Annotated in this window: 15 protein-coding genes; 7 read left to right on the plus strand and 8 right to left on the minus strand. The window is 58.1% G+C overall.

What is annotated here, in order from left to right:
• Positions 1 to 143 precede the first annotated feature (143 nt).
• Positions 144 to 2,255 (plus strand): TonB-dependent siderophore receptor, encoded by a 2,112-nt coding sequence (locus tag EPE01S_RS18260; protein WP_062747996.1) that lies wholly within the window; start codon positions 144 to 146, stop codon positions 2,253 to 2,255.
• A gap of 46 nt (positions 2,256 to 2,301) precedes the next feature.
• Here EPE01S_RS18260 and EPE01S_RS18265 read toward each other — a convergent pair whose 3' ends face one another.
• Positions 2,302 to 3,240: a LysR family transcriptional regulator gene (locus tag EPE01S_RS18265; RefSeq protein ID WP_062747998.1), complete on the minus strand. Its 939-nt coding sequence runs from the start codon at positions 3,238 to 3,240 to the stop codon at positions 2,302 to 2,304.
• 98 nt (positions 3,241 to 3,338) lie between these two features.
• On the opposite strand from EPE01S_RS18265, the gene EPE01S_RS18270 reads away from it, so the two are divergent.
• Complete coding sequence (locus EPE01S_RS18270; protein ID WP_255210156.1) at positions 3,339 to 4,547, plus strand: MFS transporter; 1,209 nt, start codon at positions 3,339 to 3,341, stop codon at positions 4,545 to 4,547.
• A gap of 63 nt (positions 4,548 to 4,610) precedes the next feature.
• On the opposite strand, the gene EPE01S_RS23000 is transcribed toward EPE01S_RS18270, so the two are convergent.
• The 4 genes from EPE01S_RS23000 to EPE01S_RS18290 all read right to left on the minus strand — a co-directional run bounded on the left by EPE01S_RS23000 (position 4,611) and on the right by EPE01S_RS18290 (position 7,267).
• Positions 4,611 to 5,222, minus strand: coding sequence for a hypothetical protein (locus EPE01S_RS23000; protein WP_255210157.1), 612 nt, complete (start codon positions 5,220 to 5,222; stop codon positions 4,611 to 4,613).
• Positions 5,158 to 5,496, minus strand: a complete 339-nt coding sequence (locus EPE01S_RS23960) for a hypothetical protein (RefSeq protein WP_062748002.1) — start codon at positions 5,494 to 5,496, stop codon at positions 5,158 to 5,160. The genes EPE01S_RS23000 and EPE01S_RS23960 overlap by 65 nt, the downstream gene beginning before the upstream one ends.
• A 95-nt stretch (positions 5,497 to 5,591) precedes the next feature.
• A complete protein-coding gene (gene fsa, locus EPE01S_RS18285; protein WP_062748004.1) occupies positions 5,592 to 6,257 on the minus strand; it encodes a fructose-6-phosphate aldolase in 666 nt (221 codons plus the stop codon).
• A gap of 269 nt (positions 6,258 to 6,526) precedes the next feature.
• On the minus strand, positions 6,527 to 7,267 hold the full coding sequence (locus EPE01S_RS18290; RefSeq protein ID WP_084344219.1) for a DeoR/GlpR family DNA-binding transcription regulator: 741 nt from the start codon (positions 7,265 to 7,267) through the stop codon (positions 6,527 to 6,529).
• 309 nt (positions 7,268 to 7,576) lie between these two features.
• On the opposite strand from EPE01S_RS18290, the gene EPE01S_RS18295 reads away from it, so the two are divergent.
• Positions 7,577 to 8,392: a Cof-type HAD-IIB family hydrolase gene (locus EPE01S_RS18295; protein ID WP_174522435.1), complete on the plus strand. Its 816-nt coding sequence runs from the start codon at positions 7,577 to 7,579 to the stop codon at positions 8,390 to 8,392.
• Positions 8,393 to 8,475: 83 nt separating this feature from the next.
• Here the strand turns inward: EPE01S_RS18295 and hglS are convergent, their stop codons facing one another.
• On the minus strand, positions 8,476 to 9,810 hold the full coding sequence (gene hglS, locus EPE01S_RS18300; protein WP_062748010.1) for a 2-oxoadipate dioxygenase/decarboxylase HglS: 1,335 nt from the start codon (positions 9,808 to 9,810) through the stop codon (positions 8,476 to 8,478).
• Positions 9,811 to 10,294: 484 nt separating this feature from the next.
• On the opposite strand from hglS, the gene EPE01S_RS18305 reads away from it, so the two are divergent.
• From EPE01S_RS18305 to EPE01S_RS18320, 4 genes are all read left to right on the plus strand, one after another.
• Positions 10,295 to 11,878, plus strand: coding sequence for a carbohydrate porin (locus tag EPE01S_RS18305; RefSeq protein WP_062748012.1), 1,584 nt, complete (start codon positions 10,295 to 10,297; stop codon positions 11,876 to 11,878).
• 38 nt (positions 11,879 to 11,916) lie between these two features.
• Complete coding sequence (locus EPE01S_RS18310; RefSeq protein WP_062748014.1) at positions 11,917 to 13,101, plus strand: alpha/beta hydrolase-fold protein; 1,185 nt, start codon at positions 11,917 to 11,919, stop codon at positions 13,099 to 13,101.
• 22 nt (positions 13,102 to 13,123) lie between these two features.
• Positions 13,124 to 13,540 (plus strand): nucleotide triphosphate diphosphatase NUDT15, encoded by a 417-nt coding sequence (locus EPE01S_RS18315; protein WP_062748016.1) that lies wholly within the window; start codon positions 13,124 to 13,126, stop codon positions 13,538 to 13,540.
• A gap of 185 nt (positions 13,541 to 13,725) precedes the next feature.
• Positions 13,726 to 14,505, plus strand: a complete 780-nt coding sequence (locus tag EPE01S_RS18320) for a HalD/BesD family halogenase (protein WP_062748018.1) — start codon at positions 13,726 to 13,728, stop codon at positions 14,503 to 14,505.
• On the opposite strand, the gene EPE01S_RS18325 is transcribed toward EPE01S_RS18320, so the two are convergent.
• Together EPE01S_RS18325 and EPE01S_RS18330 are read right to left on the minus strand one after the other, a co-directional pair.
• Positions 14,490 to 15,605, minus strand: a complete 1,116-nt coding sequence (locus EPE01S_RS18325; protein WP_137269805.1) for a DUF2817 domain-containing protein — start codon at positions 15,603 to 15,605, stop codon at positions 14,490 to 14,492. The genes EPE01S_RS18320 and EPE01S_RS18325 overlap by 16 nt on opposite strands.
• 3 nt (positions 15,606 to 15,608) lie before the next feature.
• On the minus strand, positions 15,609 to 16,388 hold the full coding sequence (locus tag EPE01S_RS18330; protein ID WP_062748020.1) for an ABC transporter substrate-binding protein: 780 nt from the start codon (positions 16,386 to 16,388) through the stop codon (positions 15,609 to 15,611).
• Positions 16,389 to 16,492: the final 104 nt, after the last annotated feature.

Here is a 16,492-nt window from a genome sequence, read left to right on the forward strand (position 1 = left end):
GCACGCTCTTTGCCCTTAACGCGCTGGCCTCACGGTCAGCGCGTTTTTTATTATTGGAAAATTTTTGTCGGAAGTTATTGCATAGTGACAACCAATGATAATAATTGTCGTTATCTTTCACATTCTCATTGGCATCTAAACCCATGTTCACCACTAAGCCCTGTCTGCTCGCCGTGCTGATTGCCAGCACTTGTGCCTCTTTTGCCCATGCGGCAGCCAGCGATGAAAAAACGCTGGTGGTCAGCGCCTCAGATTCCGGCGCCGCCGCCCTGCCCGCCTATACCAACAGCGCCACCAAGTCGGCGGTACCGGAAAGCAAAACGCCTCAGGTGATCAACACCGTCGGCAGCAAAGAGATTGTCGCGCGTCACGCCAGCTCGCTGAATGAAATTCTGCGCTATGCCCCCGGCGTGTCCACCGAAACCCGCGGCGCCACCTCCTACATGAGCGAATATAAAATTCGCGGTTTCACGGTGGATAACACCTTCTATGACGGCTTACAGCTGCCGTATAACGTCACGGGTAACACCAAGGCCAGTATCGATCCGATTCTGATCGACCATGTGGATATCCTGAAGGGCCCGGCGTCGGTGCTGTACGGTAACGGTTCGCCGGGTGGCCTGGTGAATATTCAAAGTAAAAAACCGGAGAAAGAGCAGAAAACCGAAGTCGGGTTTAACAGCGGCAACCGCAAGCTGCGCGAAGGCTATATCGACAGCACCGGAGCGATTGCCGACAGCGACTGGAGCTATCGCTTTATTGGTAAAGCCAGCGCCGGGGACGATCAGCCACGCACCACTCACAGTGAAAACTACCTGGTCGCTCCATCACTCACCTGGCAGCCGTCGGATAAAACCCGCCTGACGATCGACGCGCAGTATCAGGACATCCCCAGCCTGACGCCGTCTGACCCTCTGCCACTGGCCGCGCTGACGTCGTCAGATGCTTCGCGCCGCACTTATGCAGGCGACCGCTGGAGCGGCTTTAAACAGCGCCAGTGGATGCTGGGTTACAGCTTTGAGCATCAGTTCGATAACGGCTGGGGTGTGGCGCAGAAGGCGCGCTATTTTGACGTTGATACCCACCAGCGCAGTATTTATGCCTCGGGTCTGACCAATCCGGCCGTCAGTAACAGCCAGCTGGATCGGTTTGCCTACACCACCGATGAAGACCTGAAAAGCTTCAATATCGATAACCAGGTGACGAAGCAGTGGGATCTGGGCGACTGGCAGCATCACCTGCTGGCGGGCGTGGACTATCAGCGGATGGATTCTCACTTCAACTATCAGTACGCCACCCGCACACCGGGCTTTGATCTCAGCAATCCGGACTACAACCAGGTCAACGAATCGGCACTGGGCCTGTATACCGCCCAGCTTAACCGTCTGAGCTTCAACCAGACCGGCTACTACTTCCAGGACCAGGTGGAGTACGGCAACCTCAGCCTGATCGCCGGGTTACGCTACGATGACTACCGATCCACCAACACCGACTACCTCGGTAATAATCAAAAAGAGTGGGTGGCGCAGCACCGCCTGACCAAACGCCTCGGGGCGCTCTACACCTTTGATAACGGTATCGCACCGTTTATCAGCTACTCCGAAGGCTTCAAACCGGTTTCTCCGACGGGCAACCTGACCTCCGCTAAACCGACCACCAGCCGTCAGCTGGAAGGCGGGGTGAAATACCTGCTGGCCGATTACGCCACCACGGTGACCGCCTCGGTGTTTAATATCCGGCAGAAAAACGTGCTCACCTCCGATCTCAGCTTCCTCAATTATCGCCAGACCGGGGAAGTGGAATCGAAAGGGGCAGAGCTGTCGGTGATCAGCCGTCCGACCGACAATATCAGCCTGATCGCCAACTATGCCTATACGCACGCGCTGAATACCGAAGATGATAAGTACCAGGGGAAACGCCCGACCCAGGTGGCGGAAAACAGTTTTAATCTTTGGGGTGACTACACCTTCGACAACGGCGCAGTGCGCGGCCTGACTGTCGGTGCCGGTGCGCGCTACGTCGGCCCGATGGAGATTGCCCTGGCCAACGATCAGGGCAAGCTGGGCGGCACCACGCTGTGGGATATGGCGGTGTCTTACAATATGGCAGCGGTCTCGCCACAACTGGCCGGGGTGACGCTGAAAGCCAGCGCGCAGAACCTGACCAATAAAGAAACCTTCACCTGCTACGACACCACGAACTGCTGGATCGGCCGTGACCGCACCTGGCAGGCGGGCATCAGCTACAGCTTCTGAGCCCCGCTCACTGCAGGCACTCTCTCTCCGGGAGTGCCTTTTTTATTCAACGCAGCGGGTGCTGCGTCCCCGTCAGTACCGGCATCGCCTCACGCATCATGGTCAGAAACATCCGCAGGCGCGCAGGATAGTAGCGGGCGTGGGGATAGACCAGATACACCGGCAGTGCGGCGGCCTGCCACTGCGGCGCGAGGTGCAGTAACGTTCCGCGCGCAATATCCTCCTGCACCACCCATGATGACGCAATCCCTACACCCATCCCTGCCAGCACCGCATTGCGCAGGGCGTAAAGGCTGTCGGTCAGCAGCCGTGGCTGGATATCAAAGCGCTGGTTTTCTCCGCCAGGAAGGTGCGTCAGCGAGACGCTGTGACGATAGAAGGTGCTGAGGGCCAGCCATGGCAGGCTCTGGAGCTGTTGCGGGTGCTGCGGTACCGCATCCGTCGCCAGGAGCGCGGGGGAACCAATGACAATGCGCGGCACTTCAGCCACCAACTGGGCCACCACCGACGGTTCGGTGACCGGGCCGACGTGCACCGCGCAGTCGATGCCCTCGGCAATAAAGTCCGGGTGGCGGTCACTCAGCATCCACTCCACGGTCATCCGGGGGTAGCGCTGCAGATAGTGCTGCAACGGCACAATCATCTGATCCTGCCCGAAGGCGTGCGGAGCCAGCACCCTCAGCACCCCCTGCGGCTCCTCGGTGACGCCGCGCAGGTCGTCCTCAATGCCCTGCCAGCTTTCCAGCAGTGTCCTGGCGTGGGCATAGCAGCGCTGGCCGTCTTCTGTCAGCTTCATCACATGAGTGGTTCGCTGTACCAGCTTCAGGCCCAGCAGCTTCTCCAGGGTTTGCAGGCGGCGGCTGACGGTGGGCTGACTGGTGCCCAGCCGTGCGGCGGCGGCCGACAGATTGCCAGCTTCCACGATGCGCACAAAGGTCTGCATCAGTTCTATACGGTCAACGCCGGGAAATTGTGAGGTGTTCATACGTCTATCGTATAACAGTTCTACCAGGCAGGCGACTACCGCTGCGCCTGCCAACGCATAATAATAGCGTCAACTTCACAGACACACAGGTGCTGACCATGTCGACCCAATCTTCTTCTTCACCCCAGCCGCTGTCCGGCCCCACCGTATTGATGCTGGCCAGCGGCGCTGGCTTCAGCGTGGCGTCGATCTACTACAGCCAGCCGATGCTGGAAATTTTATCCAGCGAGCTTCATGCCAGCGTGACAACCAGCGGTCTGGTGCCCACGCTGACCCAGATGGGTTACGCGCTCGGCATTTTACTGCTCGCCCCGCTGGGGGATCGCCACGACCGGCGCACCATTATTACGATTAAAGGCGTGCTGCTGACGCTGGCGCTGCTACTCAGTGCAGCCGCGGGCAACATGATGGTGCTGCTGGCCGCCAGCCTGGCGATTGGCATCACGGCGACAATGGCGCAGGACATTGTTCCGGCCTCTGCCAGCCTGTCGCCGGAGGCTCAGCGGGGTAAAACCGTGGGCACGGTGATGACCGGTCTGCTACTGGGTATTTTGCTCTCGAGGGTGGTCAGCGGGCTGGTGGCGCAGTATTTTGGCTGGCGGGTGATGTTTGTACTCGCCGCCGTAATGGTACTGATGATTACGCTGGTTCTGTGGCGTCGCCTGCCACATATCGCCCCCAGCACCACACTGGCCTACCCGGCGCTGCTGGCATCAATGCGTCACCTGTGGCTGCACCACGGCGAGCTGCGCCGCGCCACGCTGGCACAGGGGCTGCTTTCCGTCGGATTCAGTGCTTTCTGGTCAACCCTGGCGGTCATGCTACATACCCGTTATGGTCTCGGCAGCGCCACGGCGGGTGCCTTTGGTCTGGCCGGCGCAGCAGGTGCCATGGCCGCCCCGCTGGCGGGAATGATGGCCGACCGTCGCGGCCCGGCGCTGGTGACGCAGTTCAGCACAGCGCTGGCCACGCTGTCGTTCGCCGCGCTGTTTTTCCTGCCGCTGCTGCCGGTGCCCGCTCAGCTGGCACTGATTGTGGTTTCGGCGGTTGGTTTTGATTTTGGTGTGCAGGCCACGCTGGTGTCCCATCAGACGCTGATCTTCGGCCTCGAGCCTGCCGCCCGCAGCCGCCTGAATGCGCTAATGTTTACCGGCGTATTTATCGGCATGGCGATCGGTTCCGCGCTGGGCAGTCTGATCCTGGAGAAAGCGGGCTGGCCGGGGGTGGTCGCCCTGCTGACGCTGGCCGGTGCCCTGAGCTTTGTAGTGAGAATGCATGCCCGCCGCATCCGGCTGGCACAGGCCTGAGTCTGGATCTGCCGGCATTGGCACGGGGCGGCCCGAAACAGGTCGCCCCTGCGGGCAGGGGGGTTATTCCGCCAGCTTTTTCATAAAGTCATCCCACTGCTGGCGATAGACCTCCAGCTGCTTCAGGGCCCCGTCGATGGAGGGCTGTGCCTTGTTATCAGGATTCGGCGTGGCGTTAATCACCCGGGCAAACGCACTGAAGGTTTCGGCCATATTGCTACTCAGTTTCGTTGCCGCCAGCATCGTGGTCAGTTCAACCTGTGGCCGGGCGGTCCCGCTTTTCACCTGTTCAAGGTATTGGCGTGCTTCAGACTGCATGGTGCCGGTGCCGTACTGCCTGGCAATATCCAGCATCCCCTGGGCTGACAGCAGGGTGCGTTCTTCACGTTCGGCTATTTTGTCGTCAATCATTCCGTCGACAATCTTGGTGGCCTGCTGCTGTTGATCCGGCGCGACATATTTTTCCACCAGCTTTTGCAGTTTGGCCTGGGTTAACGACAGCGCCATCGCTTCAGAGGTATCGGAATTGTCGTACTGATTACGACCCATCTGGCCCTGCGCTAAGACTTCATGCAGGTCAGCAGCAAACTTATCCATGCTGGCCTGAGTATTATCGCGGGTCATGCCGAGCAGGGGGGGGGAAGGTGCGGGCATCCCAGTTGGTTTGCGGGTCATTAAACAGGTCATAGCCAAGGTTAATCACCGCCGTCTGGCTGGCGGATTTACCGGCATGCAGATCCTTCAGATTGTTTTCCTGCTGTTCCGCCGTCAGCGGTTCGGCCGTCGCCTGCGCCAGCCGCGCGCGGCCCTCCGGGGAGATCGCCACGACGCTGGCGGGTAAGGTTTTCCCGGTAATGCTTTCTGTCGCCGGCGCAGCATTGGCGGCGCCTGCGGTGGTGGCAACATATCTTCCTGCCACGCTGTCGGTTACTCCACTGATCACACCCATAAAGCCCTCTACGGTTATTGCGTTAGTAGAGCAAATTATCGGCAAAAGATTAAAATCCTTTACGTAAAATACGCGCAGGCCGGTCAGCGCCAGCGTTAAGACAGCGTCAGATTGCCATAGGCCTGTGACCAGTCCTGGTCAAAGCGCTGCAGGGCGCTCTCTACCGCCGGGTCGAGCAGAAACAGCTCCGCCACATCAGGATCGACGGTGATCGCCCGGCAACCAGCGAGCATACAGTCCAGCACCTGGCGTGGCGTACGGAAGCTGGCGGCCAGCACTTTGCTCTGGGGACAGTGCAGATCCAGCAGGGTTTGCAGCTCACGCACCAGGGCAATGCCGTCACCGCCCTGGGCATCGACCCGGTTAACGTAAGGCGCAATATAGCCGGCACCGGCCAGCGCGGCATAAAACCCCTGTCCGGCACCGTACACTGCCGTCCCCAGCGTGGGGATATTCTGTTGAGTCAGCGCCTTTATCGCCGTCAGGCCCTGATGGGTCACCGGCACCTTCACCACCAGCGAAGGCACGATTTCACGCAGCTGTAAGGCTTCATCCACCATCGCCGCCGCCTCATGTGCCAGAACCTGGGCAAACAGGGTCGCGTCAGCAGGAAGAATCGACACCATTTCCTGTAATACGCTACTGAGGGGCCGCTGGCTGCGCGCAACAATACTCGGGTTGGTGGTCACCCCTTTCACCGGCAGTACCGCGGCCAGGCGTTTTACTACTGCGACATCCGCCGTGTCTAAATAAAATTCCATCATTTTCTCCGGGAACGGGTTTATCTTTGTTTCATATGAAACATCATTTGCTTTCGCATAACGATAATGAACATTTCCCTTCCGAAAGTTGATCGCCGTCACGCTTAATCACTCAAGGAAAATAAGCCAACACCATAAATAAAAACATTAAAAAACAGAAAGATAATTAATATTTTGTCGGCAGGGTTATAAAGAGTGAAAGTGGCCTTTCACCCGAAAGAGGATTATGAAGCAAAACGACGGGCAGATGAAAGAAGCCAGGCCGGGGATCAGACTTTCAGTACCGTAACTCCCTGTTGCTGGAGTGCATCTTCCATCGTCAGTAACAGACCGGCATCCGTAATGACAGTCCCGATATCGCTGTGTTTCGCCACGTTGTAAGGGAACAGCTTGCCAAACTTACCCGACTCGGCGATCACAAAGTTCTGTACGCGCTTCTCAATGGCCAGCCGGATATTCTCCGCCCGCATAATGTCCCGTCCGGTAAATCCCTGCTCCGGGCTGTAACCGTCAATGCCGATAAAGACTTTGTTAAAGTTAATATTGTTAATGCACAGATGCGTCAGCGGCCCCACCAGGCACTCGCTGCGTTTTTGCAGCACGCCGCCGATAAGCACCACGTCCTGATAGCAGTTTTTCAGTTCGTTGGCCACGTATACACAGGGGGTCACCACGGTCACATCCAGGCCGGATCGGCCGATCTCCCGGGCAAAGTGCGCATTGCTGCTGCCGGCTTCGATAAACAGCGTATCGCCTTCTGACAGCAGCGACAGTGCCCGTTTTGCCATCGCCTCTTTGGTGGAGAAGTTACTGCTGACGCGCTCGGAGAGATCGTTAAGCGATACCGCATAGCCATGCGCCCGGGTGAGATAGTGCAGGCTTTCCAGCACATTCAGATCCTTACGGATCGTGACGCCAGACACACCGGCGATCTGCGCCAGCTCGTTAATACTGACCTTCCCTTTCTCTTCTACCCGATCGAGAATTCGCCGGTGTCGCTGTTTCATCATGACCTTCTGTCGCCACAGGGGCTTTCATTCGTAACGTTTCGTTTTCATATTAAGGAAGCCACCGACAGATAACAATCGCCCATCCCAGGAAATCACTGCCTCTTTTTCAGGTCGGTTTTTCCGCATACGGGTATTTTTCGCCATACTGCACGCCAGTAACCGGGCTTCGGGCGCAGTCCGCCCCGCCTGCCCGGTCGTAGCACTGGCGTAACGCCGTTAAAAGAGGAAACCTTGTGCAAAAACTGCCTCTTTTTTCCTTCACCGTTTGCAACGATGATGGACACTGTTCTTACTTTTTACTCAGGGGACCTGATGATTAAAATGATTGCTGTCGATATGGACGGCACCTTCCTCGATGACCATAAAACCTATAATAAAGCGCGCTTTTTAGCGCAGTATCAGCAGCTTAAAGAGAAAAATATTAAGTTTGTCGTGGCCAGCGGCAATCAGTATTACCAGCTGATCAGCTTTTTTCCGGACATCCGCGATGAGATTGCTTTTGTCTCTGAAAACGGCGCGAACATCGTTGACGCAGGCAGGACACTGTTCTGCGGTGCGTTAAGCGATGACCATCTGAAAAAAGTGCTGGCGGTGCTGGGCACACTACCCTATGCCCACACCGTGGTCTGCGGGCCGCGCAGCGCCTATATGCTCAAGAGTGCCCCCGACTCGCTGCGGGCGCTGATGGCGAAGCACTATCACCGCCTGGAACTGCGCGACGACTTCACCGCGCTGGATGACACCATCTTCAAATTCTCGCTGAACCTGGCCGATGAAAAGATCCCGGAGCTGATGGCACACATTGGCCATGCTCTGGATGGCATCGTCGCCCCGGTATCCAGCGGCTTTGGCTTTGTTGACCTGATCATCCCCGGCGTGCATAAAGCCCACGGGCTGTCCCTGCTCCAGCGTCAGTGGCAGATTGCCGACCATGAAGTGGTCGCCATCGGCGACAGCGGCAACGATATTGAGATGGTTGCCCAGGCCGGATTTGGCTTTGCCATGGCCAACGCGCAGCCTGCCGTGAAACACGTTGCACGTTATCATACCGAGAGCAATAACCAGGAAGGAGCACTGAACGTGATCGAGCGCGTGCTGACCGGTCGCGCGCCGTTTGACGGTTAAGGCCACCCCGTGCCGGGGAATTCTACCGCGGGCGGGCTGACCGGAACAAAAGGTCAGCCCCTGCGGAACCAGAAGGTCAGCGTCTACAGAAACAGACGATCGAGGGAGTCCTGCTGTCGCTGCTGATACAGCGCAAACTCATCAATAACCGGGCAGCCCAGCGCCTGCTCAAACGCTGCCTGGCTGGGGTTTCCACTGCTCACTCGCTGCGTGTCGCCGCCCAGATTAGACTGGAAAATACCGGCCGCACTGACCGGCAGGAAATCTTCGTAGATAATCGGTTCGGCAATCACCGCGCCCCGGGCGATCTGGCTCTCCAGATCCTCGCCCGGTGAGACGCCGTGCTGCGGATCGCGGCGGTAACGATAAAACGCCAGCTGCTGCTGACGCAGCTGGTCAGCGTCATCAGGGAACGCGGCAAACACTGCGCTCAGGTGGCGCTGGTGGCTGGCGTTGTCGTCGTGTTTTTCGGCCGAGGCCTCACGCAGCAGCCGGTCGTACAGCTCCCGCCCTTTGCGCGTCAGCGCCACGCCGCGCTGCTCAATTTCGCCAAAGCGCGCGGTATGTGTGCCGGCCGTCTGGTCGGTAAAATCGATCGCCTCATTCAGCGCCTTGAAGCTTGTCTGACGCAGCAGGATCGGGCAGCGCCTGGCCGGTGGCCCTTCAATGGTTTCTTTCGGCGTAATGCCATACTCCGGCATCAGCTGCTGTATGCGATCGATATCCAGCGTGCGCGGCGTCAGATGGTTGATATGCGGCCCGCGGAAGCACGCCACATCGGCAATCAGGCGATGCTGGGCCAGCAGGGCATGATAGGTGCTGAGATCGACCGAAGCCTGATGATGCCAGCGGAAGGTGTCCAGCGCCTCCCGCACAAACTCATCCGCCTGTTCATCCGTCAGCCCCCCCTGCTGCTGATGTATTGCCAGCAGTTCGCGCAGGCGAGGAGTAAAAATATCGCGCCGGGCCAGCAACTCACTCACCCTGTCGCGCAGCGCCGGGTCCTCAATCAGCTCCAGCCGCAGCAGTGAGGTAAAGACCCGGAACGGGTTAACCTGTAATGAAGCCTCCGATACCGGACGGAACGCGGTGGAGTGTACCGGTACCCCGGCGGTGGAAAGATCGTAATAACCCACGGCGGACATCCCCATCACCGCAAACAGCTCGCGCAGGGTCGACAGCTCCTGCGCCGTCCCCACGCGGATAGCGCCGTGGCGCTCCACGCTCAGGCGGTTGACCTCCTGCGGCCACTGAGCGGCATCCAGCGCATCCGGGCTTTCTGCCAGTACCTGCTGATTTACCTCGCGCACCAGTTGCAGCAACGTGCCATATTGCGGAACTTCCTTCTGATACATCGCTGACATCGCTTTAGAGAAACGGTCGCGGATCTGGTCTTCGCTGATAAAACGGTGACTCATTGCAGATCTCCTGAAAGGTGCTGTTGATGTTCCCACAGGGAGGATAGCCATGCCGGTGAAGGCTAAGTGTTAGTTTCATCACAGATTGTAAACTGAGAATGAAAATATCATTGCAGCCGCGTCGGCAACTGAGACAAAATCATTCTATTACGAAATATTTCAAAGTGAATTTTCGTTAACCGACACTCTGGATTGTTACTGTTTACCAGCCGACTGGTGACAGGCAAAACCTGAAGCGTTTTTCTTACCCTGATTAAGCGGTAAGAAAAGCTATTCAGGTTTTTTTTTGCTTTGAGAAAAGTGTTTCGCAGAAATGAATAAGGAGAATGAAGAGAAAAGAAATAAAACGATAAAAATAACCCTCTGATTTAAAAGAGCGTCGTCTGCATTCGCACCCGCTCTACATTTTATGCCCGTTAGCGGTAAGACTGGCAGGGAAACCGCATGTCTTTTATTTATCATGCCACACCTGGGAAGCTAAAAAGTGAAAAAATCGTCATTAACAATAATAGCCGTTCTTATTACTTCTGCTCTGTTTCCATCCTCTCTTCTTGCCGCTAAATTAACGCTGGAGCAGCGGCTGGAATTGCTGGAAAAAGAGTTGCAGCGCACGCAAACAGAATTTCAGGAATATAAAGCCCGGCACGAACAGCCGGCTATAGCAAAACGTGCGACAGCGGTCAGCCCGCCAGAGGCCAGCACGACGCCTGCCCCGGTCAGTGCCCGCTCAACGGTGGAGGTGGCCAGCACCTCAGCCGCTGGCGAAAGCAGCCAGCCGGTCAGCCTGAAAGAGATCAGCCAGTATGTCAAAGACGAGATCGGCTTCACTTATTCCGGCTACCTGCGCAGCGGCTGGGCAACCGGCAACAATGGCTCCCCGCAGTCTTATGCGATCGGCTCCGTCGGGCGCTTTGGTAACGAGCACAGCGGCTGGTTCGACTTACTGCTGAAGCAGCGGGTCTATCAGCAGAACGGTAAAAGCGCCGAAGCCATCGTCAAACTGGATGGTAACGTCAGTCAGCAGTACGGTTCCGGCTGGTTTGGTGATAACAACGGCAATGAAAACCTGCTGCAATTTTCCGATATCTATCTGACCACCAAAGGCTTCCTGCCCTTCGCGCCTGAGGCGGACTTCTGGGTCGGTAAACACACCCTGCCGGTCTATGAGATCCAGATGCTGGACTGGAAAAGCGTACGTACGGACGTCGGCGGCGGTATTGGCATCGAAAATCTGGCGGCCGGGCCGGGTAAGGTAGATTTGTCCCTGACGCGTGAAGATATCGACGTTTACTCGCGCGATCTCAACAATAAGACCCAGATGAACACCAACTCCGTCGAGGCACGCTATAAAGACCTGCCGCTGTGGGACAGCGCCACCCTGACGGTGATGGGTAAATATTCCATGGCCAATAAAACGGATGAGCAGAAAAGTAATGAAGGCAGTGATCGCTTCTACACGCTGAAAGATGCCTGGCTGGCCACGGCCATTGTGCGGCAACAGCTGAGCAACAAGGGTTTCAACGACTTCAGCCTGCAGGCCGGGAACAACTCTTTCGCCAGCAGTTTTGCCAATTACAACGGGGCCAGTTCCAATGTCAGCTACAACGGGTACTATTATGGCGACCATACCAACGGCACGGCATTCCGCGCCATCTCACAGGGTGAAATGTACCTGAGCGATAAAATCATCATGGCCAATGCGCTGGTCTACTCGCGCGGTAACGATGTTTACAGCTACGAGAGTGGTTCACACAGTGATTTTGAGAGCCTGCGTACCGTGGTACGTCCGGCCTGGATCTGGGACAGCTATAATCAGACCGGCGTGGAGCTGGGCTGGTTCACCCAGAGCAATAAAACCCAGTCAGGCGACACGCTGAAAGAGTCCGGCTATAAAACCACGCTGTATCACGCGCTGAAAGTGGATACCAGCATTCTTAACTCGCGCCCGGAGATCCGTTTCTACGGCACGTACCTGCACGTGCTGGACAACGGACTGTCAGATTACCGCTTCCAGGACAGTAAAAACGATCAGCTTTCGCTGGGCGTGCAGGCCGAAGTCTGGTGGTAATCTGCCCCTGATGTGCTTAACCGATAAGGACGTAACCGATGAAGAAGTCTGCTGTTGCACTGCTGCTGTCCGGCCTGTTGCTGGGTGCTACGCTCCCGGCCTTTTCCGCCACGCTGCCTGCTGATTTTCCGCCTTTTCCTCCCCAGGACCGGCCGGTAAACCAGTACGTGACCCAGGTGAACGCTGACCGCAGCATTACCTTCCGGCTGTATGCACCACAGGCGAAAAAGGTCTCGGTGTTTACCGGGGCCACGCCGGAAAGCTACGTGTCACACCCGATGGTGAAAGATGCCAGCGGCATCTGGAGCTTCCGCTCAGCGGTACAGGCCCCTAATCTGTATGAATATTTCTTCAGCGTCGATGGCTTCCGCAGTATTGATACCGGAACAGCGTATGCCAAGCCGCAGCGTCAGGTGAACACCAGCCTGATCCTGGTACCGGGCAGTATTCTCGATGTGCGCAACGTGCCGCACGGTGATGTGCGCACGCTGACCTATCACTCGCCTCAGCTGAAGCGGGAGCGTCAGGTGGCGGTATGGACGCCGCCGGGCTATGACGGTAAAGGCGCGCCGCTGCCAGTGCTCTACTTCTATCATGGCTTCGGCGACAGCCTGCGTTCGGCCATCGACCAGGGGCGGGTGCCGGAAATGATGGATAACCTGCTGGCGGAAGGCAAAATCAAGCCGATGCTGGTGGTGATCCCGGATACGGAAACCGATACCGCCACCACCACGCCGGAAGACTATGTGCCGCAGGAACGCCGCAAACTGTTCTATCCACGCAATGCGCAGGCGGCCGACCGCGAACTGATCCACGATATTATTCCGCTGATCAACCAGCGCTTTAACGTGCGTCATGATGCAGAGGGCCGTGCTCTGGCGGGCCTGTCACAGGGGGGTTACCAGGCCCTGGTGTCCGGCCTCAGCCACCTGGATTATTTCAGCGCGCTGGCGACCCTGAGCGGCGTCAGCACCACGACCGTCCCTGACGCACGGGTGGCGGCGCAGCTGGAAAAACCGCAGCAGATTAACCGTCAGCTGAAAAATTTTACTGTGGTGGTGGGCGAAAATGACATCGTGACCGGAAAAGATATCGCCGGGCTGAAGCAGACCCTGGAGGAAAAAGGCGTGAAGTTTGATTATCACGCCTGGCCGAAGCTGGGTCACGAGATGGATGTCTGGCGGCCCGCCTATGCTGAGTTCGTGCAGAAACTGTTCCGCTAATCCGGTCATATGGGAGAGATCGATGTCATCACCACGTATTGGGGTCGGCGTACTTATTTTCCGTGACGGTAAGCTGTTACTGGGGAAACGCCGGGGCAGCCACGGTGCCGGCGACTGGTCGGCCCCCGGCGGGCATCTGGAGTTCGGGGAAACCCCACAGCAGTGTGCAGCACGTGAAGCGCTGGAAGAGTGCGGCATGGTGACCGGCGACTGCATCGCCGGGCCATTTACCAACGATATTTTCCAGGCCGAACAGCAGCATTACGTCACGCTGTTTATGCTGGCGTATCACGCCAGCGGCACGCCGCAGCGCTGTGAGCCGGAAAAGTGTGAGGGCTGGCACTGGTGCGATCCGGCTGCGCTGCCGCAGCCGCTGTTCGCTCCGCTGAAATCGCTGCTGAAACAGGTCGATCTGGTGGCCCTGAGTACACCGCCTTAACAGCCGTTTCCCCCGGTAAACCTTCCCCGTCGTTCCCGCGAGGGTCGGAACATCAAAAAAGCACCCGGCGGCAGCGCCCGGTGCTTTTTAGTCTGTGCAGCGGTTAAAAAGCGTGCAAAATCAGTAGCGCACCGCGGGACGCCGTCGTACAGTGGATCACCTGCCCTTCTGCCCGTGAGAACCGAATGAACCCGCTTGCCTCGCTGCTGAACCTGAGTGCTCACCCGATTACCGATGCCGCTTACACTGCACGCTGTCAGCAGGCGCTTGCCGCACAGGGTGCCCTGGTGCTGCGCGGTTTTTTAACCGCTGCCGCCCTGGCCGCCATTAAGCAGGAAGGCGAGGACAACCAGCATCTGGCCTTTTATGCCAGCAGCCGGCACAACGTCTATCTGCAAAAAACCGACGCGGCTTTTGCCGCCGACCATCCGCGTAACCGTCAGGTGATCTCATCGAAAGGCTGTATTACCGATGAAGAGATCCCCGCCGACTCTGCCCTGCGCACCCTGTACGATTCGGCCGCCTTTAAAGCGTTTCTCTGCGGTGTACTGGATGAGCAGCAGCTGTTCCCCTATGCCGACCGCCTGTCGTCGATCAATCTGCACTACGCGCACACCGGCCAGGAGCTGGGCTGGCATTTTGATAACTCGTCGTTCGCCATCACGCTGCTGATCCAGAAGCCGCAGGCGGGCGGGGTTTTTGAATACGTCAGCCATCTGCGTAACGCCGAAGCGGGTGAGATGAACTACAGCGGCGTCGGGGCGGTGCTGGACGGCCAGCATCCGGTGGAAAAACTGGCGATTGAGCCGGGGGACCTGGTGCTGTTCCGCGGACGAAACGCCCTGCACCGGGTAACGCCAACGGAAGGGGATATCACCCGCATGCTGGTGGTGCTGGCCTACAACGCCCGCCCGGACATTGCGCTGTCAGAAAGCGCCCGCATGACCTTCTACGGGCGACTGTGAACTGACTGCTGGAGTGCCTGCCAGCCGCGCTGGAAAATCTGTTGCGTGCGCAGTGCCGTCAGCGCCCGCCAGTCAGGATCAGCCGGGTAGAACCCCTCAAACAGCTGCTGTTTCACCGCGCTGGCCTGCTCACTGTGCAGGTCTCCGTACAGATGCAGCCAGTGGTCGTCACGCACGCGGCGGTGCATTTCGCGGCCGTCATACGTCCCGCACTCGACCACCAGCTGGATCAGGTCGGTTTCAGGCAGCTGGTCCAGCATAAACTGCGACAGGTAGCCCGTGGCCGTTGCGGTCACGCCGGTATCGCTCTCACCGTCTTCACCGGTTACGATCACCGTCAGCCACTCGCCAAACAGACGTTTCGCCTCATCGTGCGCCGGGTAGGGGTGGCCGGCTATTGCCAGCAGCATCGCATGGCCCCAGGCGCCGGCGCCGGTATGCAGGTCGAAGCTGATGATCCGCTGCGCCCTGTGCAGATGACGGGCGATAATCTGTTGCAGGATCTGCTGTGACCAGCTGGCCTCGCTGCCGCCGAAGAAAATCCCGTCTGGAAACTGATACTGTCCGGCCTCGACGATCCTTTTTACGCCACTCCAGCCCACCCCGGCACACGCCAGGGCCATCTGTGCGTCGGCGGCTGCGCGCTCCGGCCCGTCAAGGTCGCGGCAGGTATAGATGCCGTGCAGCGCCGGATAAGCCACGTTCTCCGGCACCCGGCTACGGAAATCAAGGAAGTTACGATTAAGGTCGATGTTGTCTTCATTGACGCGACGCAGGTGCGCCGTCCCCCACGGGTTAATCAGATGAACCAGCACCAGCGCCACTGCCGGGGGCAGGGGATCGTCGGCCATCCCCTCCAGCCAGGCAATCTGGCTGTCGGAACCGTAGTAGCCCTCCACGCCGTGCGTGCCGGAGACGATCAGCATGACCTGCGACGCATCGGCTCGGCCGATCACCGCCACATCGGTAAAGAGCGCCTCGTCCTGCGGCCCGCGCAGCGGGTGCGGATAAGAGGTGATCGTGCCCCCCCGCTTTGCGGCCGCCCTGAGAAAGCGGTCGCGCTGGTGGCGAAAATCCGGCAACGTCGTCTTTTCCATCATGGCCTACTCCGGGCGGTGATAAACATCAAAGCTGAAGTATTGTTTCGCCAGCCTGTCGTAGGTGCCGTTTTTATGCAGTTCTGCCATCGCCTCGTTAATTCTGGCGATGCGGGCACCGTCGTCTTTACGCAGGCCAATTCCCACGCCTTCGCCGAAGTATTTCGGGTCATACAGCGGTTTTCCGGCAATGTGATACTCCGCCCCCTGAGGCGTTTTCAGGAAACCGGATTCTGCGGCGGCCGCATTGGTAAAGGTGGCATCCAGACGGCCTGAGGCCAGATCCGGGTAAATTTCTGACTGGTTGGGATAACTCACGACCTGAACGCCCTGACTGCCCCACATGGTCTGGGCGAAGCCTTCCTGGGTTGTCCCCTGCGCCACGCCGATGGTTTTGCCCTTCAGTGAGGCCAGTTCCGGCAGCAGCTTGCTGTCTTTACGCGTCAGCAGGGCGCTGGGCGTGTTGTAAAGCATATCGGTGAAGGCGACCTGCTGGCGGCGCTTATCGGTCATGGCCATCGCGGAGAGGATGGCATCAAACTTGCGGGCGTGTAACGCCGGGATGATACCGTCATAGCCGGTTTGCACCCAGACGCATTTCACCTGCATCTGCTGGCAGATGGCGTTGCCCATATCAATATCAAATCCCTGAAGTGAGCCGTCGGCGGCTTTGGATTCAAACGGGGGAAACGTCGGGTCAACGCCAAAACGCAGCTCGTCTGCCGCCAGGGCGGAGACGCTAAACCCCGCCAGTAATGCCAGCGCGGTCAGGGACAATTTTTTCATCTCAGGTTCTCCGAATCATCATGCGGGTTAACGTCCAGTAATAGCATGATTTTTCATGGAGAAATAAAGCTTTTGTCTTATGGCTGGCGGGCGCAGATAAGCCC

Origin of the sequence: Erwinia persicina NBRC 102418 (assembly GCF_001571305.1) — a bacterium.
In the GTDB taxonomy this organism is placed as follows: Bacteria; Pseudomonadota; Gammaproteobacteria; order Enterobacterales; family Enterobacteriaceae; genus Erwinia; species Erwinia persicina.

Excerpts from the sequence above, each read along its gene's own strand:
- EPE01S_RS18260 (WP_062747996.1), top strand. The coding sequence starts at position 144 with ATGTTCACCACTAAGCCCTGTCTGCTCGCCGTGCTGATTGCCAGCACT.
- EPE01S_RS18265 (WP_062747998.1), bottom strand. The coding sequence starts at position 3,240 with ATGAACACCTCACAATTTCCCGGCGTTGACCGTATAGAACTGATGCAG.
- EPE01S_RS18270 (WP_255210156.1), top strand. The coding sequence starts at position 3,339 with ATGTCGACCCAATCTTCTTCTTCACCCCAGCCGCTGTCCGGCCCCACC.
- EPE01S_RS23000 (WP_255210157.1), bottom strand. The coding sequence starts at position 5,222 with ATGACCCGCAAACCAACTGGGATGCCCGCACCTTCCCCCCCCCTGCTC.
- EPE01S_RS23960 (WP_062748002.1), bottom strand. The coding sequence starts at position 5,496 with ATGGGTGTGATCAGTGGAGTAACCGACAGCGTGGCAGGAAGATATGTT.
- fsa (WP_062748004.1), bottom strand. The coding sequence starts at position 6,257 with ATGGAATTTTATTTAGACACGGCGGATGTCGCAGTAGTAAAACGCCTG.
- EPE01S_RS18290 (WP_084344219.1), bottom strand. The coding sequence starts at position 7,267 with ATGATGAAACAGCGACACCGGCGAATTCTCGATCGGGTAGAAGAGAAA.
- hglS (WP_062748010.1), bottom strand. The coding sequence starts at position 9,810 with ATGAGTCACCGTTTTATCAGCGAAGACCAGATCCGCGACCGTTTCTCT.
- EPE01S_RS18310 (WP_062748014.1), top strand. The coding sequence starts at position 11,917 with ATGAAGAAGTCTGCTGTTGCACTGCTGCTGTCCGGCCTGTTGCTGGGT.
- EPE01S_RS18315 (WP_062748016.1), top strand. The coding sequence starts at position 13,124 with ATGTCATCACCACGTATTGGGGTCGGCGTACTTATTTTCCGTGACGGT.
- EPE01S_RS18320 (WP_062748018.1), top strand. The coding sequence starts at position 13,726 with ATGAACCCGCTTGCCTCGCTGCTGAACCTGAGTGCTCACCCGATTACC.
- EPE01S_RS18325 (WP_137269805.1), bottom strand. The coding sequence starts at position 15,605 with ATGATGGAAAAGACGACGTTGCCGGATTTTCGCCACCAGCGCGACCGC.
- EPE01S_RS18330 (WP_062748020.1), bottom strand. The coding sequence starts at position 16,388 with ATGAAAAAATTGTCCCTGACCGCGCTGGCATTACTGGCGGGGTTTAGC.